General features: G+C 65.2%; 14 protein-coding genes and 1 riboswitch. Of the genes, 5 read left to right on the forward strand and 9 right to left on the reverse strand.

The window, feature by feature from the left end; genetic code table 11:
- Positions 1-103: 103 nt before the first annotated feature.
- Positions 104-1,252, reverse strand: a complete 1,149-nt coding sequence (locus H5T73_06095; protein MBC7247331.1) for an IS256 family transposase — start codon at positions 1,250-1,252, stop codon at positions 104-106.
- Positions 1,253-1,660: 408 nt separating this feature from the next.
- On the opposite strand from H5T73_06095, the gene H5T73_06100 reads away from it, so the two are divergent.
- The 5 genes from H5T73_06100 (at position 1,661) to H5T73_06120 (ending at position 6,723) form a co-directional block, all read left to right on the forward strand.
- A complete protein-coding gene (locus H5T73_06100; protein ID MBC7247332.1) occupies positions 1,661-2,116 on the forward strand; it encodes a universal stress protein in 456 nt (151 codons plus the stop codon).
- A 526-nt stretch (positions 2,117-2,642) separates the two neighbouring features.
- Positions 2,643-3,836, forward strand: coding sequence for a homocysteine biosynthesis protein (locus tag H5T73_06105; protein ID MBC7247333.1), 1,194 nt, complete (start codon positions 2,643-2,645; stop codon positions 3,834-3,836).
- On the forward strand, positions 3,837-4,244 hold the full coding sequence (locus H5T73_06110; GenBank protein ID MBC7247334.1) for a 4Fe-4S binding protein: 408 nt from the start codon (positions 3,837-3,839) through the stop codon (positions 4,242-4,244).
- Positions 4,245-4,463: 219 nt separating this feature from the next.
- Entirely contained in the window at positions 4,464-4,775 is a 312-nt protein-coding gene (locus H5T73_06115) for an FHA domain-containing protein (protein MBC7247335.1), read from the forward strand.
- Between the two features lie 253 nt (positions 4,776-5,028).
- Complete coding sequence (locus tag H5T73_06120) at positions 5,029-6,723, forward strand: serine/threonine protein kinase (protein ID MBC7247336.1); 1,695 nt, start codon at positions 5,029-5,031, stop codon at positions 6,721-6,723.
- 53 nt (positions 6,724-6,776) lie between these two features.
- Here H5T73_06120 and rfbD read toward each other — a convergent pair whose 3' ends face one another.
- The 8 genes from rfbD to H5T73_06160 all read right to left on the reverse strand — a co-directional run bounded on the left by rfbD (position 6,777) and on the right by H5T73_06160 (position 19,727).
- Positions 6,777-7,637 (reverse strand): dTDP-4-dehydrorhamnose reductase, encoded by an 861-nt coding sequence (gene rfbD, locus H5T73_06125; GenBank protein ID MBC7247337.1) that lies wholly within the window; start codon positions 7,635-7,637, stop codon positions 6,777-6,779.
- A 21-nt stretch (positions 7,638-7,658) separates the two neighbouring features.
- Entirely contained in the window at positions 7,659-8,126 is a 468-nt protein-coding gene (locus tag H5T73_06130; protein ID MBC7247338.1) for a dTDP-4-dehydrorhamnose 3,5-epimerase family protein, read from the reverse strand.
- 210 nt (positions 8,127-8,336) lie between these two features.
- Positions 8,337-11,969, reverse strand: a complete 3,633-nt coding sequence (locus H5T73_06135; GenBank protein MBC7247339.1) for a carboxypeptidase regulatory-like domain-containing protein — start codon at positions 11,967-11,969, stop codon at positions 8,337-8,339.
- Between the two features lie 251 nt (positions 11,970-12,220).
- Positions 12,221-12,305: riboswitch (cyclic di-GMP riboswitch) on the reverse strand.
- 236 nt (positions 12,306-12,541) lie between these two features.
- Complete coding sequence (locus tag H5T73_06140; protein MBC7247340.1) at positions 12,542-14,131, reverse strand: O-antigen ligase family protein; 1,590 nt, start codon at positions 14,129-14,131, stop codon at positions 12,542-12,544.
- Complete coding sequence (locus tag H5T73_06145; protein ID MBC7247341.1) at positions 14,128-15,285, reverse strand: glycosyltransferase family 4 protein; 1,158 nt, start codon at positions 15,283-15,285, stop codon at positions 14,128-14,130. Before H5T73_06145 ends, H5T73_06140 begins: the two co-directional genes overlap by 4 nt.
- Complete coding sequence (locus tag H5T73_06150; protein MBC7247342.1) at positions 15,282-16,724, reverse strand: class I SAM-dependent methyltransferase; 1,443 nt, start codon at positions 16,722-16,724, stop codon at positions 15,282-15,284. The genes H5T73_06145 and H5T73_06150 overlap by 4 nt, the downstream gene beginning before the upstream one ends.
- Positions 16,725-16,802: 78 nt before the next feature.
- The gene (locus H5T73_06155; GenBank protein ID MBC7247343.1) at positions 16,803-17,852 is read right to left on the reverse strand and encodes an alpha/beta fold hydrolase; all 1,050 of its coding nucleotides are present in this window, start codon (positions 17,850-17,852) and stop codon (positions 16,803-16,805) included.
- A gap of 84 nt (positions 17,853-17,936) precedes the next feature.
- Positions 17,937-19,727: a flippase gene (locus tag H5T73_06160; protein ID MBC7247344.1), complete on the reverse strand. Its 1,791-nt coding sequence runs from the start codon at positions 19,725-19,727 to the stop codon at positions 17,937-17,939.
- Between the last annotated feature and the right edge of the window lie 87 nt (positions 19,728-19,814).

Here is a 19,814-nt window from a genome sequence, read left to right on the forward strand (position 1 = left end):
GCAGTGACAACATTATGGCAGTGGCAAGATTGATTTTTCAGAAGGTGAAGTTGCAATTTGCAGGCCTTTTCTGGATAGCGTCAAGGAATTTGTGTCCATTGATCTAGCCTTCCTCTTCTGACACCAAATTGTTGAAACCCCGGAGCCGTCTCTGTTGCAGCTTTTCGTTCTCGAATTTGAGTATGAGATAGAGCACGGATACGAGGCTCTCCTCCGAGGAGAAGGCCTCGATGGTCTTGCACCTGCGCTTGATCTCCTTGTTGATCCTCTCCAACTGGTTGGTGGTGTAGATATAGGGGCGCACCTGCTCCGGGTATTTCATGAATGCGGTTAAGTGGGAGAAGTTCTCTCGCCAGTAGCGCACCAGGGATGGATAGCGTTTCTTCCAGGTTTCCGCAAAGGAGGCCAGAGCCCGCTCGGCCTTCTTCTGATCATCGGCCCTGTAGATGGTCTTGAGACCCGAGAGCACATCGGAGCAGTCGGAGCGCCTCACCCTGGTGCGTGCGTTGCGGACCGCGTGCACGCAGCAGAGCTGGTGATCGCAGGAGGGGAATACGGAGCGCGAGGCCTCCTCGATGCCCGAAAGGTCATCGGAGACCACGATGTCTATGCGCTCCACGCCCCTTTCCTTGAGCTCTCCGAAGATCTCCCGCCAGGCATGCGCGCTCTCGCCCTCACCTCCCATGAGGAAGAAGCCCAGGATCTCCCGCCGGCCCTCGTGGTCGGTGCCCTGGGCGATGTACACCGGCTCCTTCTCGTAGGTGCCGCGGCGCAGGGAGAGGAAGACGGCGTCGATCACTACCGAGAAGTAGGCCTGCTTGAGCGGCCGCATCCGCCAGGCCTCTATCTCTGCCTCCGCCACCCGGGCCAGCTTGGCTATGGAGGAGTGAGAGTAGAGGGTGCCGTAGATGGCCTCGATAACCTGCTGGATCCGGCGGGTATTGATGCCGCACTGGAACATGATGAGGATGAGGTCCCCCAGATCCACCGAGGCCCGCCTCTTGCCCGGTAGTATGGCGGGGTAGAACTCCCCGGAGCGCGTCCTGGGCACCCTCAGGTCCTCTATGAGCCCTCTTGAGGTGATGAGGGAACGCTCGTAGAAGCCGTTGCCCTTGTCCTCCGGATGCTCCTCCAGGAAGAGCTCCCTTTCCTCGGTCATCAGTCGCTGCATGATCGCCTTTTCCCTCTGCTTGACCTCTTCCCTTACCTGTGTGACCATTTCCCTTGAGGCATGTTCATTACGTTCAGCCATAGCCTTCCTCCTTGTTTGGTTGCTCACCTATACAAGAGGAAGGCTATCTATTGTCGCTCTAGGAGTCCAGACACAATTTGTTATACGCTACCTCATCCGACAGCCTTATCTTGAAAATGTTCATTCTGGTATCGTTTGACTTATGATTTTCTTATACATCATGGCAGTGACAACATTATGGCAGTGGCAAGGTTGATTTTTCAGAAGGTGAAGTTGCAATTTGCAGGACTTTTCTGCATTCGGGATCGAGTTTTAGCAGTTCATCCTGGTTAAGACGCAAATATAAACCAATGAAGGGTGAAGTAGCCTGTGGAAATGTGGTATGTTTCGTTAGGGAAACTCTCTTCGGATGCTGCCGGCTTTGCGGAGAGGATTCCCGAAAAAGATCTTGATGAGGGGAGTAAGGGTATGTTGAGCAAGGTGCTCATTCCCACGGATGGTTCGGAGACGGCCCGCAAGGCCATGGATTTCGCCGCCCGCCTGCTTGCCGGGAGCTCCTGCGAGGTGGTCCTCCTCGCGGTGGTTGAGGAGCCGGCGTACGCCACCTTCTGGTCGGACGGCCTCGTCGCCCCGGAGGTCATCCTCCCTCCCACGGAGGAGTTGAAGGAGGAACTGCGCGGCAAGGCGGAGGAGACCTTGTCCGCCGAGGCGGAATCCCTGCGGGCGGCCGGATTGCGCACGACCGTAAGGCTCCGTTTCGGCAACCCCGCGACGGAGATACTGCAGGAGGCGGAGGACGGCGGCTACGAGATGATCGTCATGGGCAGTCACGGCCGGGGCGTCCTGGGAGGATTCCTCCTGGGCTCGGTGAGCAACCGGGTGGTGCACCACGCGAAATGTCCCGTCCTCGTGGTGCGCGGTTGAGTTTGACAGGGCGGGGCGGCAAGCGTATATTATCCCTATTCCCCGCGGCTGGGGATTATTGACAATCGCATAGACACCGCGAAAGGCGATGAAGGGGAGGAGTAAGCCCGCGGGTAGCGCTACAGAGAGCCGGGCCGAGGTTGAGAACCGGTGCGCGAAGCGGGCCGAAGATGGCCCCGGAGCTGCCCGCTGAAAGCGAGGAGCGAAGAGCGAGGAGCGAGTAGGCGAGGACGGAAGCCCCCGTTACCATGGGCGAGGGTATCGCGCCGCGGCGCCGTACCCGGTGCGGGTGATACGGTAGTGCATACCGCCGTGCGCCTTCGCCGGCGGTATTTCTTTTCGCGGGAACGGGAGCACGTGCGCATCACCCGGGGCCGGGCCCCCGGGTTTTGCGCGGGGCGTGGTCCAGGAGCCGGCCCCGGGTGTCGGCTCCTGCCGTTGGCCACGGATGTAGACAGGGAAAGGAAGGTGATGGCGTTGCTATGGATCATGCGCGGCCTCCCAGGGTGAAATGGTAAATAATGGAATGGGAGGTATCTGCAAAATGGCGAAGACGATAGAGGAGATCAACGAGCGCATCAGGAGGGGCGAGGCGGTGGTGGTCACCGCCGAGGAGATCATCGACCTCGTGGAGAAGAAGGGCGTGGAGGAGGTCGCCGCCACGGTGGACGTGGTGACCACGGGCACCTTCGGTCCCATGTGCTCCTCCGGGGCCTTCATCAACCTGGGACACGCCCAGCCGCGCATGAAGATCCACCGCGCCTGGCTTAACGAGGTGCCGGCGTACTGCGGCATAGCGGCCGTGGACATCTACATCGGGGCCACGGAGATGGCCGTGCACGACCCCCTGAACGAGGTCTTCCCGGGCGAGTTCCGCTACGGAGGGGGGCACGTCATCGAGGACCTGGTGGCGGGGCGCAAGGTGCACCTGAGGGCGGAGTCCTACGGCACAGACTGCTACCCGCTGCGCCACTGGGAAAGGGACATCACCCTGGCGGACGTCAAGGAGGCCTGGCTCTTCAACCCGCGCAACGCCTACCAGAACTACAACGTGGCGGTGAACCTCTCCGACCGGGTCATCTACACCTACATGGGCGTCTTGAGGCCAAACCTGGGGAACGCCAACTACTGCAGCGCGGGGCAGCTCTCGCCGTTGCTGAACGACCCCCTCTTCAGGACCATCGGCATAGGCACGCGCATATTCCTGGGAGGAGGCACGGGGTACGTCGCCTGGTACGGCACGCAGCACAACACGGATGTTCCCCGCACGGAGGGGGGAGCGCCCAGGCGCCCCGCCGGCACCCTCTCGGTCATCGGCGACCTCAGGGGCATGAACCCCCGTTACCTCACGGGATACTCCATCCTCGGATACGGGGCCACCCTCGCCGTGGGGATCGGCATCCCCATACCCGTCCTGGACGAGGACGTGGTGAGGGCCGCGGCGGTGCGGGACGAGGACCTCGTGGCACCCGTCGTGGACTACTCCACGGATTATCCCCAGGGCACGGGAAGGGTGCTGGGAGAGGTCACCTACGCCCAGTTGCGGAGCGGGCGCATAGTGCTTGACGGCAAGGAGATACCAACCGCTCCCCTTTCCAGTTACCACCGCGCGCGGGAGATAGCGCTGACCTTGAAGGCGTGGATAGAGGAAGGACGCTTCCTCCTCTCAAGCCCCGTTGAGCTCTTGCCCTGCGCGCATCGCGATGAGGGGGTGATCTGAATGGTAAGGCACAAGGTGGTCCTGCACTTTCCCCACGAGCAGGTGGACAAGCCCATCGTCAGCAGGCTGGTGCGGGATTACGGGCTGGACTTCAACATCCTCAAGGCCTCCATCACCCCGCGAGAGGAGGGGCTGCTGGTCCTGGAGCTCGCGGGCGAGGAGGCCGACTACCTGCGCGGCGTGGAATACCTGAGGTCATGCGGCGTGAGCATCCAGCCACTCTCCCAGGACATCCGGCGCAACGAGGAGAGGTGCACCCACTGCGGCGCCTGCCTGGCGGTGTGCCCCACGTCCGCCCTCGAAATCGACCCCGCCACCATGCGGGTGGAGTTCGAAGAGGAGGAGTGCGTGGCCTGCGAGCTCTGCGTCAAGGCCTGTCCTCCGCGGGCCATGGAGATCCATTATTGACAGGGATCGTCGACCCGTCGTGTCGGCCGGTTGTCGACCGCCGGCGCGGGAGATCCCCCGCGCCGGCGGTCTTTCGCGAAGGGGACCGGAAGTGTCGTGGGCGGACCGTGATGCCGTGACGTTTTTAGTAGGCGTTCGGGGTTGAAAAGGATCGGGAGAACGCCCCATGCCGGGCTTTACCTTGCGAGCCTATACTGGTAAAAATAAGGTATGGCCACGTTGGAGATAGAGGGCGCGGGCGCCCCCGTGAGCCTCGAGGAAAAGGTGGAGTACACCCTGGGCAGGGTGGACCCCGCGAGCCATGCCTTCCCCGACATCGATCTCACCCCCTACGGGGGCGTGGACGCCGGGGTTTCCCGGAGGCATGCCAAGATAACCCGCCTGGGAGGGGACCGCTACTATATCATGGACCTCTCCAGCACCAACTTCACGCACGTAAACGGGGAGCGCCTGGCGGCTTTCGAGCCCAGGCCCCTTGCGGACGGAGACGAGATCTTCCTGGGCACCCTGAAGGTGGTCTTCCGCGCCTGAGGGTCAGCGGCCGTCGGTGCGCGCCCGGTACCCGGTTCCTTTCCTCCCTCGCTTTCCTCGAACGTGGGCGGTGTTTGAGCCCATCCGTGCTTGAGCACAGGCGTTGCCTGACCCCATCCATGTTCGACTCCATCCATTTTCAAGGGTGGGAAGTGGAACGAGATTCCGCGGTGTCGCCATATTCAGGTCGGCGGGCATAATTGTCGATAACCCATTAACGGAAATGTAGTACGGTTATGGCTGTAAACGGTGGGTGGTTGAAGACGTGGCGGGAAGATACCGCATCATCAGGGAGATCGGCCGCGGAGCGATGGGGCGCGTCTACCTCGCCCGGGACTCAATCCTGGAAAGGGATGTGGCCCTCAAGGAGCTGGCCGTTCCGGACTACCTCGGCGAGGATGAGATAAGGGATGTCCGCGAGCGCTTCACCCTGGAGGCCAAGGCGGCGGCGAAACTCGCCCACCCCTACATACTCACCGTGCACGACATCATCAGCTCCGGGGACCGCCAGTTCATCGTCATGGAATACCTGGAGGGGAAGACGCTGCGCGACGTCCTGCGGGAGCGCATGCTCTCCCCCGAGGAGGTCATGAGCATCGCCCCCATGGTTTGCGAGGCCCTGGGCTACGCCCACGCCCGCGGCGTCATCCACCGGGACGTCAAGCCGGACAACATCTTCGTGCTCCAGAACGGGAACATCAAGGTGGCCGATTTCGGCATCGCCAAGATGCTCAAGATGAGCGACCGCACCCATACCGACGTGATCATGGGGACCCCCAACTACCTGGCCCCCGAGCTGGTAAAGGGTCAGCCCTACGACCACCGCGTGGACATCTTCTCCCTGGGGGTTTCCATCTACGAGATGCTTGCCGGTCGCCGTCCCTTCGAGGCCGAGAACGACTACGCCATCATCTTCAAGGTGGCCTCGGAAGAGCCCGTGCCCCTCGGCGAATTGCGGAAGGACCTGCCCGCCAGGCTGGTGCAGTGCGTGCATCGTGCCCTGCAGAAGGACCCGGAGCGGAGATACCGGAGCATGGAGGAGTTCAAGCGGGATCTCATGAAGGTGCGCGTCGAACTGGGCATGGCAACGGAAGACATGGAAGAGGAGAAGGCTTTCGACAAGGAGAGCGCCCTGCGGAGCGAGCTGGCGGAGGCGCGCAGGATCGACCTGGATGCCGGCGCCGGGGAGGAGATCGGCGGTTACGACTTCCGCCGGGACAGGGAGTGGAAGGAGCTCATCGCCCGCATATACCGGTCGGAGCCGCCGGAGGGGGAAGCGGGCGGGGAAGAGGCCGCGGTTGAGGCGGAGGAGGCCGCGGGTGGCCGCGTAAGCCCGTGGCGGGAAACGGGAGGCGTGAAGGCCGCAGGGGTTGGCGCTCCGGCGGGAAGGGGATACGCGCAGCAAGGCGGCGCCTCGCGTGTCGCCGGGATGGGGTCGGTTCCCGTGGCAGCAGGGGGCACCCTCGCCCAGCCGGCTTACGTCCCCTTCGGGGTCCCCGCGCGCGGGGAAAAGGCGGGTTCACGGGTCGACACGCGTTACGGCGCGACGGCCGCGGCCCTCGCCCTGCTGCTCGCCTCCACCACCCTTTTCCCCTGGGTGGGGAAGGGGTTGAACCCCTCGCGCGCCCTCGTGGGCATCTCCTTCCCCGAGGGTATCGTGCTGGCCTGCCTGGCGACCGCGGTCCTCGGCTGCGACGCCATGCTCTTCCTGGGGGTGGGTTCCGACAGCTGGTGGACGAGGGGCATGAGGGCCTTTTCCCTTCTCTGCGTGGCGACGGCGGCGCTCTTTTTCGGCCTGCGCGTGTTGGGCGGCTTCGGTTACGAACGGGTGTCCGGCATCTCCCTGGGCGGAGCCCTGGCGGGCACGGGATGGGGATTCTGGCTTGCCGTCGCGCTGTCCCTCGCCGTTTCCTGGTCTTGTTCCCGTGTAACCGGATCCGTGCGCTGACGGCTACAGGGACGCCGTTGGGCGCCGGCAAGCGATCGTCCGGAGCCCGCCCATCAGAATCCGTCGTTTTCCAGGAGCCAGGCGACGTACTCCTCCAGGGGCTCGCTGTAGTGCCTGGCGGCCGGGAACCCCTGCAGGCGCAGGTTCATGTTGTCCAGGGGCGAGTAAGGGGGGCGGGGGCAGGGCAGGTTGAGGTCGGCGTAGAGTATGGGTTCGACTGGAATATCCTTCCATCCGGCGATGTCCACGATCTCCCGCGCGAAATCGTAGCGCGAGCAGACACCCCGGTTGGTGGCGTGGTAGAGCCCGTACTTTCCGGAGACGCACACGTCGTGGATGATCCCGGCCAGGTCCCCGGTGTAGGTGGGGGTGCCCACCTCGTCGGTGACCACGCGCAGGGCGCCCTTCTCCCTGGCGTTGCGGAGGATGCTCTTAACGAAGTTGCGCCTGCCCGCCCTGCCGAAGAGCCACTGGGTGCGGAAGATGAAGTGGCGGGGAAGGAGGGAGGCGAGGTAGCGCTCAGAGGCCAGTTTCGCCCTGCCGTAAACGGACTGCGGGTTGGGGGCGTCGAACTCGTTGTAGGCGGCGCCCTTCCTGCCGTCGAAGACGTAGTCGGAGCTGATGAAGGCCATGGCGCACCCGCATTCCAGCGAGGCCAGCGCCAGGTTCTGGTTGCCGGTGAAGTTGACCCTGAGGGAGGGTTCCGGGTCCAGCTCGGCCCGGTCTGCGTCGATGTCTGCGACGGTGTTTATGAGAAGGTCGGGACGGAGCGGGGGGATCTTCTCCATGACCAGACCGTGGTCGGTGATGTCCAGGTCGAGGTCGAACCCGAACACCTCGTGTCCCCGCGAGCGGAAGACCTCGACCAGGTCCGAGCCCAGCTGCCCCGCGGCGCCGCAGATGATCACGCGCATGGACACCCCTCCTTTCCGGGTTCAGGCACCCCAGTCGAAGGCGATGGAAGGGTCGTCGTAGGGGATGCGTTCCTCGTCCGGCTGCGCGGGGTCGTAGGAGAAAGTGGTGTGGTAGAAGAGGCCCACCGGCCTGTCGCCGAGCACCTGGTAGCCATGGGCGACGCCGGGGGGGATGACGATGAGGAGCGGCTGGTGTTCCCCCGCGTAGATCACCTGCGTGACGCCGCGGGTGGGCGAGTCGTCGCGCAGGTCGTAAAGAACCACCTTCGCCTCCCCCGTGGCCACGAACCAGAGGTCGTGCTGCTTGCGGTGCCAGTGGAAGGCCTTGATCACCCCGGGGTAGGTGAGGGTGAAGGTGGTCTGCCCGAAGCGCTCCAGCAGCCCGTCGTCGTCGCGCAGCACCTCCAGCAGGTAACCCCTCTCGTCACAGTACCTGGCGAGCGGCTTTACCAGCACTCCCTCGATATCGCCTTCCGTTTTGCCCGTCATGCCTGACCACCTCGCTTTCCCGGTTTAGGTTATCGGAGCGGGGAGGGAAAGGCAACCGGGTGCCCCGTTTCATACATCACCGCACTTGGCACTTCCCGTTTGTCCTGGGGGTGAGCGGAGAGTGGCCCGTGGTCCGGCAGGCAAAGGGGGAGAGGGCCCCCTCAGGGAGCCCTCTCCTTTAAGCGGTGTGACGTCGCAGAGCGACCGCTGTTAGACCGCTTGCCGTCCGTAACGCCGGCGCAGCCCCAGTGCCAGGAGGACCAGGCCTGCGAGGACGAAGCCCGCCGCCAGCAGGAGCAGGGGAAGCTGCTCCATGCCCGTGGCCGGGAGCGCCGTGGTGCCGGCGGTGACCGCCGGAGGTTTGGGCGGGGTCACCACCTCGCCTCCCACCGGGACGTCCGCGTTGAGGAAGTCGATGTCGTCCCTGTCCTCCCCCGGGGCCAGCTCAACGTCCATGCTGGTCTCGAAGACGTTATAGTATTTCGTGGTGTCGAACTCCTCGCTCACCGTGTAATCCCCCGCCTCGAGCAGGGGGAAGGCGTAGGTGCCGTCATCGGCGGTGGTCTGGGTGAAGCTCACCAACTCGCCGCCAAGGGTCTCCCCCTCCAGCTTGATGGTGACGCCCGCCAGCGGCGTGTCCGCGTCGTCTATGGCGCCGTTGCGGTTGACGTCCAGCCACTTGGTGCCGGAGATGGAACCGTAAGGGGCGTTGGAGAAGATCACCGATGCCTCGTCGCCAGGCTCCAGTGTGATGTCCACGCTCACGGGACCGGTGGCGTAATAACCGGTGGGCACCTTCTCGGATACGGTGTAGTCGCCGGGGATGAGGTCCTCGAAGGCGAAGGTGCCGTCCTCGCCGCTGTAGGCTGTCACCGTGAGGTCATCGGGGCCCGTGAGGGTGATCTCCACGTCCTTGAGGCCCTCCTCGCCCTCGTCCCGCACCCCGTCCCCGTCCAGGTCCTCGAACTTGAGCCCGTCGATGCGGGAGTAGGGGCAGTTGCCGAAGTCCCTTTCCTCTCCCTCGCCCGGGGAGAGTTCCACCACGAAGGTGGTCGGGGTGGTCGGGAAATAACCCTCCTCCGCCTCCTCGACCAGGGTATAGGTACCCGCCTCCAGGTTGGGGAAGGCGTAGGAACCGTCCAGCCCCGTGTCCATGGTGGCGATGGGATCCCCCAACGGGGAGTCGCCCTCGTAGAGCTTGATGGTCACGCCGGGGATGGTCACCGTCTCTCCGGCATCCCACACCCCGTCGAGGTCGGCATCCAGCCACTTATGGCCGGAGATAGAACCGTAGGGGCTGTTGCCGAAGGAGACCGTCTCCGTCTCCCCGGACTCCAGTCCCACGGGGAGGGAGGTGGGGGTGGTGGGGTAGTAACCGGGCACGGAGGACTCGTCCACGGACACCGTGTAGTCGCCGGGCACGAGGTTCTCGAAGGAGAACTGGCCCCCGCCGGCGGTGACGGTGGAGAGGCCTCCCGGATCGAGGGTGATGGTCACACCGTCCAACCCCTCCTCGGTGGGATCCATGATCCCGTCGCCGTCCAGGTCGAGGAACTTGATGCCCCTTATGGAGGCGTACTCGCAGTTGAGGAAGTCGATGTTCTCCACGTCGTCCCCGCTCACCACGATGCCCTCTTGCGCACCGTCAGCGGGGTTGGTGGGGAACCAGCCGGGGTCGAGCACCTCCTTCACGTCGTAGGTGCCGGGAGGGAGGTCGGTGAAGGAATAGAATCCCCCCGCCCCCGTGGTGGTCCAGTCCACCATGGTGCTCCCCTGCCAAAGCTCTATCCTCACTCCCTCCAGCGCCGGCTCGCCGGCATCCTTTACCCCGTCCCCGTCCAGGTCCTCGTACTTGTGCCCGGAGATGGACCCGTACTCGCAGTTGAGGAAGTCGATGTTCTCCACGTCGTCCCCGCTCACCACGATGCCCTCTTGCGCACCGTCAGCGGGGTTGGTGGGGAACCAGCCGGGGTCGAGCACCTCCTTCACGTCGTAGGTGCCGGGAGGGAGGTCGGTGAAGGAATAGAATCCCCCCGCCCCCGTGGTGGTCCAGTCCACCATGGTGCTCCCCTGCCAAAGCTCTATCCTCACTCCCTCCAGCGCCGGCTCGCCGGCATCCTTTACCCCGTCCCCGTCCAGGTCCTCGAACTTGTGTCCGGAGATGGAGCAGTGCTCGCGCTGGTTGAGGAAGTCCAGGTTCTCCACGTTGTCCCCGCAGCCCACCGCGACGTCCTCGTGCACGCCGTCAGCGGGATTGGTGGGGGACCAGCCGGGGTCGAGCACCTCCTTCACGGTGTAGACGCCGTGCGGGAGATCGTCGAAGAGGTAACTGCCGTCAGTTCCCGTGGTGGTCCAGTCCACCATGGTGCTTCCCTGCCAGAGCTCGATCCTCACTCCCTCGAGCGCCGGCTCGCCGGGATCATTCACCCCGTCCCCGTCCAGGTCCTCGTACTTGTGCCCGGAGATGTGGAAGCGGCCTTGAAGCAGGAAATCTCTGCGATACCAGTAGCAGGGGAGCGGACAGTTCCGCAGGGGAAGATCGTATTCCGTATCACCGACGGCATCATAGCCTTCCGGTACCACCAGTTGCAGCTTGTACCAGGCGAACTGGTCACCGGCATAAGCGCGTGGCAGGTTTTCCCAGATAACGTGGCCCCCAGTATAGTTCACGGGGATCTTGATTATATAAAATAGCACCTCCCATCCCCAGCCGGGGCCTGTTATCTGGCTGGGGGGTGTCACCGGGGTGAGTCCACCGTCGTGTTCTATATGGAAAAGCCTCAGGGTTACGCCGTCAAGTGGAGTGTCGCCGCCGTCGAACTTCCCATTGCAGTTGCTGTCCACACTCACTCTGGCTTCAATTATGCCATCGTTGCAGACAACCGGCTCATGCAGCCGGTTGAGGAAGTCGAGGTCGGTTATGTCCTGCCCTTCGGCCACCGCTATATCGTCGTGGGAGCCGTCGGCCGGGTTGGTGGCCACCCACTCCGAGGTCAGGATCTCCTTCACCGTGTAGGTGCCGGGGTCGAGGTCGCCGAAGAAGTAGCTGCCGTCTGCTCCCGTGGTGGTCCAGTCCACCATGGTGCTTCCCTGCCAGAGCTCGATCCTCACTCCCTCCAGCGCCGGCTCGCCGGCGTCCAGCACCCCGTCCCCGTCCAGGTCCTCGTACTTGTGCCCGGAGATGGAGCCGGGTTCGGGCGGTTCCACGGGCGTGTTCCCGAAGAAAACGGTCACCGTGTTGTAAGAACAGGAGGGGGTCGTGCAGGAGATGGAATAGGAACCGTAACAATTCTTGGTGATCTCCACGCGGTACGAGGTGTCGGTGGTGGCGCGGTAACCCGCCGGCACCACCTCGCTCACCGTGTACCAGCCCGCTTCCAGGCCGTCGTAGCATACCGTCCCGTCGCTCCCCGTGGTCTTGGGATTACCGCCGTTGAGCTTGATGGTAACCCCGGGCATCCCGCCCTCGCCGCAGTCCTTCTTGCCGTCCTTGTCCAGGTCGAGGAACTTGACCACGCAGATCTTTCCCTTGGGCTCCGGCTCCGGCGTAGGCCAGCAGAGGGGGGATAATTCCCCCTGGGTGCTTTCCGTTCCCCCGCCGCCTTCCTCTACCTGCGGCCCAGGTGCCGCCTGCTCGGCCACCTCACCGCCGTTCCCCGGCTCAGCCGGGGCTTCCTGTGGCAGCAGCGCCGTTCCGTCGCCCGTTTCTCCCGCCGTCGTCTCCTGCACGGGTTCAGCCGCCTCGCCGTCTCCGGCCAGTGCGTTGACGATGCCCCCCAGAAGGGTCACCAGGAGAAGGACGGCGATGGAGAGGACCACCAGCCATCGCTCTCGCCTTTTCACGATACGTCACCTCCGCTTAAGACTGCCTTTTGCCGCTCCGTTTCGTCGGCTGCCGGGTATGGACGAAGGAGCCGGGGATGCAGGTAAATCATCGGGTTAGAGGGGTAGGATGACGATATGCCCTTTACAGCCACGCCGAGTCAGTTCTGGACCAGACCGGAAAACCTGCCCCTTTTCCAGCCCTTGCGATCCTCTTGCATCCTCCTTTTGCTAACCGGTTCTCAATACCCGTATAAAAAACCCGACCGTTTACACGATCGGGCCGGTTTCACCACTCGCTCCCCGCAACCCAGGCGACCAGCTTGAGGTTACGGATCCTCGCTTTCCCCATCGTACGCTCGCCTATTCGATTGTATGACAATTATACATGAATATAGGGGTTTTGTGAACGTTTCTCGAAAACGTGACAGCTTTGTCACAACAAGGGCAGGTCATAAGGCAGATCATGGGAAAGGACCAGAAGGGACCGCCGTCATCCGGAACCCCTGCTCGAGCCGCTGCAAGGTCAAGGTGTGACCGGGTTTTCCGTCGTTTTCCGTGGGAAGAAAAGCCACCTCGGCGCCGCCGCGAGGTCAGGGCGTGACCCCCCGGAGGGAGCCGGGGCCGTGGAGAGAGGACGCGGCCCCGCCGACCGCGAAGAGCGGGGCGGGCCTGGTCGCCGCCTCCTCGCGGTAAAGGTTGTAGAGCACGCTTCCCATGCCCAGGTAGAACCAGAAGAGGGTGAGCATGGGGATGGCGAAGAGGATCCACGCCCCGAACATGTTGGCCACGGCGTAGCCCACCATGCCGAGGATGAAGGCCTCCGCGTGGAAGTAGATATAGGGGTCGTGACGGGACGCAGAACGCGCCCGCAGCAGCGTCCCCCAGTAGATGGCGAAAAGGAGCAGGAAGGCGGTCAGACCCACCAGGCCATGGGAGACCAGGTAGGTGAGGTAGGCGTTCTCCACCGCCGCCCAGGTCTGGCGGATATTGTTGTCTATGATGCGCTGCCCCTCCATGCCCATGCCCAGGCCGAAGAGGGGGCGCTCCAGGAAGTAATCGAAGGCTATCCTGTAGGAGTACGTGCGCGCCTCCACCGCCTCCTTGGCGCTCAGGCCGGAGAACCTCTTCTGCACGAAATCCGGGGGATGCAGCATGACGAAAACGAGGGCGACGATCATGACGACCGTGGCCGCGGCCAGCCACACGCGGCGGTCCATGAAACCGAAGGCGCCGTAGGCGAGGGCGATGACGCCGAAGGCCACCCAGGCGGCGCGCGAGCCCGTGAGGAAGAGGGCGGCCAGGTTGGCGCCCAAGCCCAGCAGGAGGAGGAACCAGATGAAGGTCCTGCGACGGCGCCAGTAGAGGCTGAGCAGGCTCACGTAGAAGGGGAGGGCGAAGACAAGGTACCCTCCCAGGATGTTGGGGTGGAGGAAGGTGGAGTTGATGCGGTAGGCCTGGCCCTCGCTCTCACCCGCCACGTAGTTGACCTGCTGCGGGTAGCCGAGCCTGTTGAGCACGTGCTCCGCGATCCATTCCGTCTTCGTCTGCCCGATGCCCTTCTGCACCAGGCCGAAGACGGCCACCAGGGTGAAGCAGACGAGCATGATCACCACCAGGCGGTGGAAATCCTCGCGCGTGCGCACGATGTTGATCACGGGGAAGAACATGTAGACGAAGACGACGGTGCGCACGAAGCGGAAGGCGAGCACCAGGCCGTGCGCCCCGTTGATGATGCCTATGAAACTGGCCAGGATGGAGGTGGCGACGTAGAGGGCGATGCCGATTACCATGGGGCTGTAGGTCTTCCACTCCGCCTTCCCGTTCGCGGCCTTGATCACCCACGCCACGAAGGTCATGGCCATGACTATCTCCTGGAGGTTGAAATGGATGCCGCGCCCCTCCCCCAGCATGGCTGTCCCGAGGCCCAGGTTCCAGGTGGGTCCAGCCTGGGGGATGACCAGGTTGAAGACGGCGAAGAGGGCTATGCCCACCCACAGGTGGTGGTAGATGAGCACGAAGAGGGCGCACCCCCCTATCACGGCGCAGGTCGCGATCACCGGGGCGCGGGTGGAGATCAGCCCAGCGAGGACACCGGTGGCCGCGATCGCGGCGAGCAGCGCCGCCGTCTTGCGGGAAGACGGCAGGCCGCGTGCTTTAACGTCACCGGCAGTCAGCTTCATGTCGCGCACCACCCCGCCACGCGGCGGTAGAGGGAGAGCACCTCGAGGGCGGCACGGTCCCAGGTGAAGGAAGCCGCCCTTGCCAGGCCCCTCTCCGCCAGCTCCTCCCGGTACCTGGTATCTTCTACCAATTTTAACATGCCCCCGGCGATCCCGTCCGCGTCCGCGGGGTCGACCAGCAGGCCTGCGTCCCCCACCACCTCCGGCAGGGACGAGGTGCGCGAGGCCAGCACCGGCGTCCCGCAGGCCATGGCCTCCAGCAGGGGAAGGCCGAAACCCTCGTAGAGGGAGACGCAGATGAAGGCGTCCGCCCCGGAGTAAAGGGCGGGGAGGTCCTCCTCGGGGAGGAAGCCCGTGAAGACGACCTCCTCTTCCAGTCCCAGCTCCTGCACGAGCCCGTCCAGGTAGGCCTCAAAACCGCGGCGGTCTCCCGCCATCACCATGCGGTGGGAGGCGCTGTGCGCGAGCAGGAAGCGCTTGAAGGCCAGCAGCATGACGTGCAGGTTCTTGCGCGGGTCGAAGCCGCCCAGGTAGAGAAAGTACGGGCCTTCCAAGCCGTGGCGTGACAGCACCTCCCGCACCCTCTCCCTCTCGCGCACCGGCGCGTACCGCGGGGACACGCCCTCGTGTACCACCGCGATGCGCTCCGGTGGGATCTTCCAGAGGCGCTCCACGTCCCGCGCCGTGTTGCGGGAGACGGCGATCACGCGGCCGGCGCGCCTGGCGGCCGCGCGGTGGAAGCGCATCCACGCCCAGGCGGTGGGGCCCAGGTAGGGGCCCCGCAGCACCAGCAGTATGAGGTCGTGCACGGTCACCAGGCTGGGACAGGGGAGGAAGGGGGTGAGGTTGTGGTCGATGCCGTGGAAGACGTCCACGCCGGCCCTGCCTACCGCGCGGGCGTAAAGGAGGTGTTCCGCCAGCATGCCCGGGTAGGAATACTTTTCCAGGGATGGCAGGGGGCACCAGTGCACGCGCCGCCGCGCCTCCGCGTCCAGCAGGCCGGGATGGGGCCCATCCCCGTAGCCGAAGAGCAGGAATTCCATTTCTTCCCCGGCGTTCCTCGCCAGGGCCTCCACCAGGCATGCCGTGTAGCGACCTATGCCCCGCAGGCGGTTGGCGTTGCCGAGCCCCCGCGCGTCTATGCCCACCCTCAACCCGCCGTCCCCCCTGCGTCGCCGGTCCTGCGTGCCCGCAGGAAAAGGACCCTCCCCCGCTTGGCGAGGAAGGGCCATCCCGCCAGGTAGAGGAAGAAGGAGTGGTCGCCGCGGTAGAGGGCGGGGAGCTTGAGGTCCGGGAAGAGGGTCGGGGTCCCTTCCACGTGGAAGCCGCCCTTTTCCGCCAGCACTCTCAGCTCGCGCGGGGAGAAGGCGAGGCGTGGAGGGGGCACGGGCCTCGTCTCCATTCCGCGGTAGAGGCGGTTGCGCACCGCCAGCGCCAGGGCGCCCCCCGCCGCGAGAACGCGCCTCCACTCGCGCAGCAGCGCCGCGGGATCATCCGCGCGGTCCAGGGTGAACTGCGAGGCCACGGCGTCGAAGCTCCCGTCCGCGAAGGGGAGGGAGAGAAGGTCCCCCGTCAGGCGCCTGTACCCGTCCCCCGGCAGCGCCTCCGCGGCGGTATGCGCGCCCCCGCGCGGCCCAGGTTCCAGCCAGGTCACCTCGACCCCGGCCAGGCGCGCCAGGCGCCTTGCCAGCAGGCCCTCCTCCTCTCCCACCAGCAGCACGCGGGCGCCGCGGGGAGGGTTCAGGAGCCGCGCCATGTACTCCGCCCGCACCTCCGCCTCGCTCCCCCGGGGACGGGGGGAGGCGACGGCCATGAGGCTGGTGCAGAAGAAATAACCCAGGGGGCGGGCGAAGAGCGCCTTCATTACCAGTTTCTCCCAGGGAGCGGGTTGGATGCCGGGAAAGAAACTGCGCGGCCGGATGGAAGCTCGGTAACCCGCCTTGCGCAGGCCGCGCAGGAGGCTGAGGGGGCTCTGCTCGTTGACGTGCATGACGTCGTCGTACTGGCCGCGCAGGCTCTGCGGGAATTCCCTCCGCAGGAGCAGCCTCGCCGCCGCCCTCACCAGGGGGTAGCCGAAACGGTAGAACCAGGTGTTGGGCCCGGTGTGCACGATGAGCGACCCTCCCGGACGCAGCACGCGCCCGATCTCCGCCAGTGTGCTCTCGATCTCGTGGGGATGCAGGTGCTCGTAGACGTCCACGAAGAAGACGACATCGAAGGAGCCGTCGGGGAAGGCGAGGCCCTTGGCGTCCGAGAGCATGAATTCCACGCGCCGGCGCGCGTCCTCGTCCAGCAGCGCACGGCGTTCCCGCGAGAGTTCCAGGGCCGCCTCCGCGTAGTCGATGCCCACGGCGTGCGCGCCCCTCCTCGCCGCCTCGCAGGCCAGCTCGCCGCGGCCGCAGCCGATGTCCAGCACCCGTTTCCCGGAGAGGTCCCCCGCCGCGTCCAGCGCCTCCCGTATGCGTTCGGGGATCTTTTCCAGCCCCGCGGCGAAGATGTCGTAGCCCTCGCAGTCGGTGGTGAAATACTGCCGCGTGTAGAGGTCCGGGGATACCGGGTCGGGGAGGTTTCTCCCTTCACGGGCCATGGGCATCACCCCGCGGCAAGGGGAGCCCGCCTGCGGGCCCCCTCCCGTTCCCGGCAGCCTTCGCGGCGACGCTCACTTCGCCTTCTAGAGGTATCTCTCGAACCAGGAGAACATCAGTTGCCATACTTCCTGCCTTCCAAGCGGGCTGTTCACGCAGTGCGCCTCGTCGGGGTATACCTTCAGTTCCACCGTCTTCCCGGCCGCGCGCAGGGCCTCGTACATGCGGCGGGCCTGGTCGACGGGGCAGAGGGGGTCCTTTTCGCCGTGCACGAGGAGGACGGCGGCCTGCGTTGCGGAGGCGTAGTTGAGCGCCGAACGCACCGCGTACTCCTCCGGCTTCTCCTCCGGCGTCCCGCCCACCATGGGCAGGAACTGGTCCTTGAGCGACCTGAGCTGGGGGTCGCCGCTGTTCGCCGCGTTGTAGTAGAGGTCCGCCGCGTCGTAGAAGCCGGCCTCCGCCACCACCGCCCTGATGCGGGGGTCGCGCTCCGCGGCCAGCATGGAGACGGCGGCGCCGTGGCTCTGCCCGTACATCCCGATGCGCCCGTCCTCGACCAGTCCCTGCGAGACCAGGTAGTCAATGGCGGCTATGACGTCGTCCACCTCTCCCTTGGCTCCCTCGTGGGAACCCTGCGATTCCCCGCTCCCCCGGAAATCGGGGTTGAAGACCAGGTAGCCGCGATCACGGATGAGGAGGGCCACGTCGCTGAAGTCCCCGGCCGTCCCGAAGCCGGCGTGGTTCACGATGACCGCCGGCCAGGGGCCGTCGCCGTCGGGTGGGCGGAAGAGGAGACCGGATACGGGGAGGCCGTCCAGGCTCGTGTAATGGACGCGCTCCGCCACCAGCTCCACGTCGTCGAGGAGGCGGTAGGTCTCGTCCACCAGCCTGCCGGCGCGGCCGAAATCACCCTTGTTGTAGGCGTCCAGGGCCTCCATCCACTTGGCGCGCGCCTCGCGCACGTCGTATCCCTCGTTGGCCTTCCTGCTGATCTCGCCGGCGGCGGCCAGGCCACGCACGGTGACGCCCACCTGGGTGATGATCCTGGTGAGGGAGCATCCGCAGCCGCCCGCGAGGAGGGCGGTGGACAGTATGAGCAGCGCTACAAGCGCCAGCCTCCAGCCACCCCTTTTCATGCCCCTCCTTTCCGCGCGTTTTCCTCTCGTGCGTCGCCTTTCCATTATCTCATCCTATTATCTCATCCCATTATCTCACCCGTCTTACGCGGTGAGCAGCTCGTTCAGCTCCCGCAGGTCCCTTCTCCTGAACGCGCCCGCCGCGAAGCCCACCAGCAGGTAGACGGCGACCAGGACCAGCGAGACGAGAAGTGCGTGTCGCATGGAGGAAGCGAAGGATTCCCCTCCCTTGCCCAGCGCGGCGTATAGGACGCCGGAAACACCGTAGAGCGTTCCCGTGACCAGCAGCGGGGCGCCGGCGAGCCTCAGGAGCCGCGGGCGGTAGGAGAGCTCCCGCGACAGCAGCCAGGCGAGCACCAGGAACACCACGCACTCGCTGACCAGCACGGTGATCGCCGCCCCCGTGTATCCCCAGAAGGGGATGGTGGCGAAGTCCAGCCCCGCCTTCAGGAGGACGGAGAAGACCACCAGCTTGGAGATCTCCTTCTGGCGGTCGATGACGATGAAGAAGGGGAAGCATATGGCGGTCATGAAGGTGAAGTTCATGGCCGCCATGGTCAGCCACGCGGCGTGCCAGGCGGTGACGAACTGGTGTTCCTGGAGCACCAGCACGGGCCGGGCCAGGACGGGCAGTATGACCACCAGCGGGGCTATGAGGAACAGCGCGTAACGCAGCAGCCGCTCCCATATCTCGCCCAGCCTCTGGGGATATTTTCCAGCCACCCTGGATACCGCCGGCAGGACGGCCATGTTGATGGCCAGGGTGAGGAAGACGAAGGCCTTGGCGAACATGCCGGCGGCCCCGTAGAGTCCCACCTCCGTGTCGCCCTTCAGCCAGGAGAGTATGGGGATATCGATGCCCGCGTAGACGACCACCCCCGTGGCCACCACCGCCAGCGGCCAGGCGCTGCCCAGGAGGTAACGCCACAGGGCGGTGTCGATGGCGAGGAAAGCGAGGCGCCGTGGCGCCGCCTTCTCCGCGGGCGGCGGGCCCGCGATCCCGGCGGCGGCCGTCGCGACCCCCCTCTCCCCGACGTCCGCAGCGTCCGCCGGGGTTTCCCCGCCCGCGGCGGTCTCCGGGACCCCCACACCCGCGGCGGCACCCCCTTCCCCGCGCGCCTCTTCCCCGATGGTCGCATAGGAATAATCGGCGAGAAGGGCTTCCACGGGCGCCTCGCCCCCCATCTCGGGAGCGCGGAGGATGGCCTCCGCCGCGGCGTATGCGCTCGGGTCCACCGCGGCGGCCTCTCGTTTCCTCAACAGGCGCCGGTAAAGGGGGTAGAGGTGCAGGAGGGAGTAGACGTAGGTGAGGATGTATATGAGCATGAGCCAGACGAGGACGTTGCTCCATCCGGCGCTGATGACGTAGATGCTGAGCGCCACCCTCAGGACGGCCATGATGAGGTACACGCCCGATACCAGCACCAGCCTCTCCAGGGCGATGAAGTTCTCGGCCAGGGAGTTGGAGAGCGGCTGTTCCACCAGGAGGCTGAAGGAGATGGCGAAGACCACCCAGAACTTCTCGCCCCCCAGGGAGCCCCCGCCCTGCAGGGCGGTGCTCACCAGGTTGGTCGCCATGAGCAGGATGAAGGCCGCGCACCCCAGGAGGAGGCGCATGGAGACGATGTTGACGAGGTAGCGGCGCATGCGCGAGTCGTCCTGCGAGATGTCGCGTATGGAGATGTTGCCGAGCCCGAAATCCGGGATGACCTGGAAGATGGTGTAGAGGGCGAAGGCGTAGTTGTAGATGCCGGCCCTCTCGGGCCCCAGCTCTCGGTTGATCATGACGGCGAGGAGGAAGGTCAGCCCCGAGGTGACCACCTTCGCCGCCACCAGGGCGGCCGTGTTCCTGGTGAGGCGGCCTACTCTCTCCAATTCACCATCTCCCCCGTTCCTTTTGCCTCCCTTGCTTGCAAGGCGGAAGGAGCGCGGCCGCCCCCGTCACCGGAGACTCCGCCCCGG

It is taken from the genome of Actinomycetota bacterium, assembly GCA_014360655.1.
GTDB lineage: Bacteria > Actinomycetota > Geothermincolia > Geothermincolales > RBG-13-55-18 > JACIXC01.

Bases quoted from the DNA above. Each gene is read 5' to 3' on its own strand.
- H5T73_06130 (MBC7247338.1), bottom strand. From the start codon at position 8,126: ATGACGGGCAAAACGGAAGGCGATATCGAGGGAGTGCTGGTAAAGCCG.
- H5T73_06100 (MBC7247332.1), top strand. From the start codon at position 1,661: ATGTTGAGCAAGGTGCTCATTCCCACGGATGGTTCGGAGACGGCCCGC.
- H5T73_06105 (MBC7247333.1), top strand. From the start codon at position 2,643: ATGGGAGGTATCTGCAAAATGGCGAAGACGATAGAGGAGATCAACGAG.
- H5T73_06095 (MBC7247331.1), bottom strand. From the start codon at position 1,252: ATGGCTGAACGTAATGAACATGCCTCAAGGGAAATGGTCACACAGGTA.
- rfbD (MBC7247337.1), bottom strand. From the start codon at position 7,637: ATGCGCGTGATCATCTGCGGCGCCGCGGGGCAGCTGGGCTCGGACCTG.
- H5T73_06155 (MBC7247343.1), bottom strand. From the start codon at position 17,852: ATGAAAAGGGGTGGCTGGAGGCTGGCGCTTGTAGCGCTGCTCATACTG.
- H5T73_06110 (MBC7247334.1), top strand. From the start codon at position 3,837: ATGGTAAGGCACAAGGTGGTCCTGCACTTTCCCCACGAGCAGGTGGAC.
- H5T73_06150 (MBC7247342.1), bottom strand. From the start codon at position 16,724: ATGCCCATGGCCCGTGAAGGGAGAAACCTCCCCGACCCGGTATCCCCG.
- H5T73_06140 (MBC7247340.1), bottom strand. From the start codon at position 14,131: ATGAAGCTGACTGCCGGTGACGTTAAAGCACGCGGCCTGCCGTCTTCC.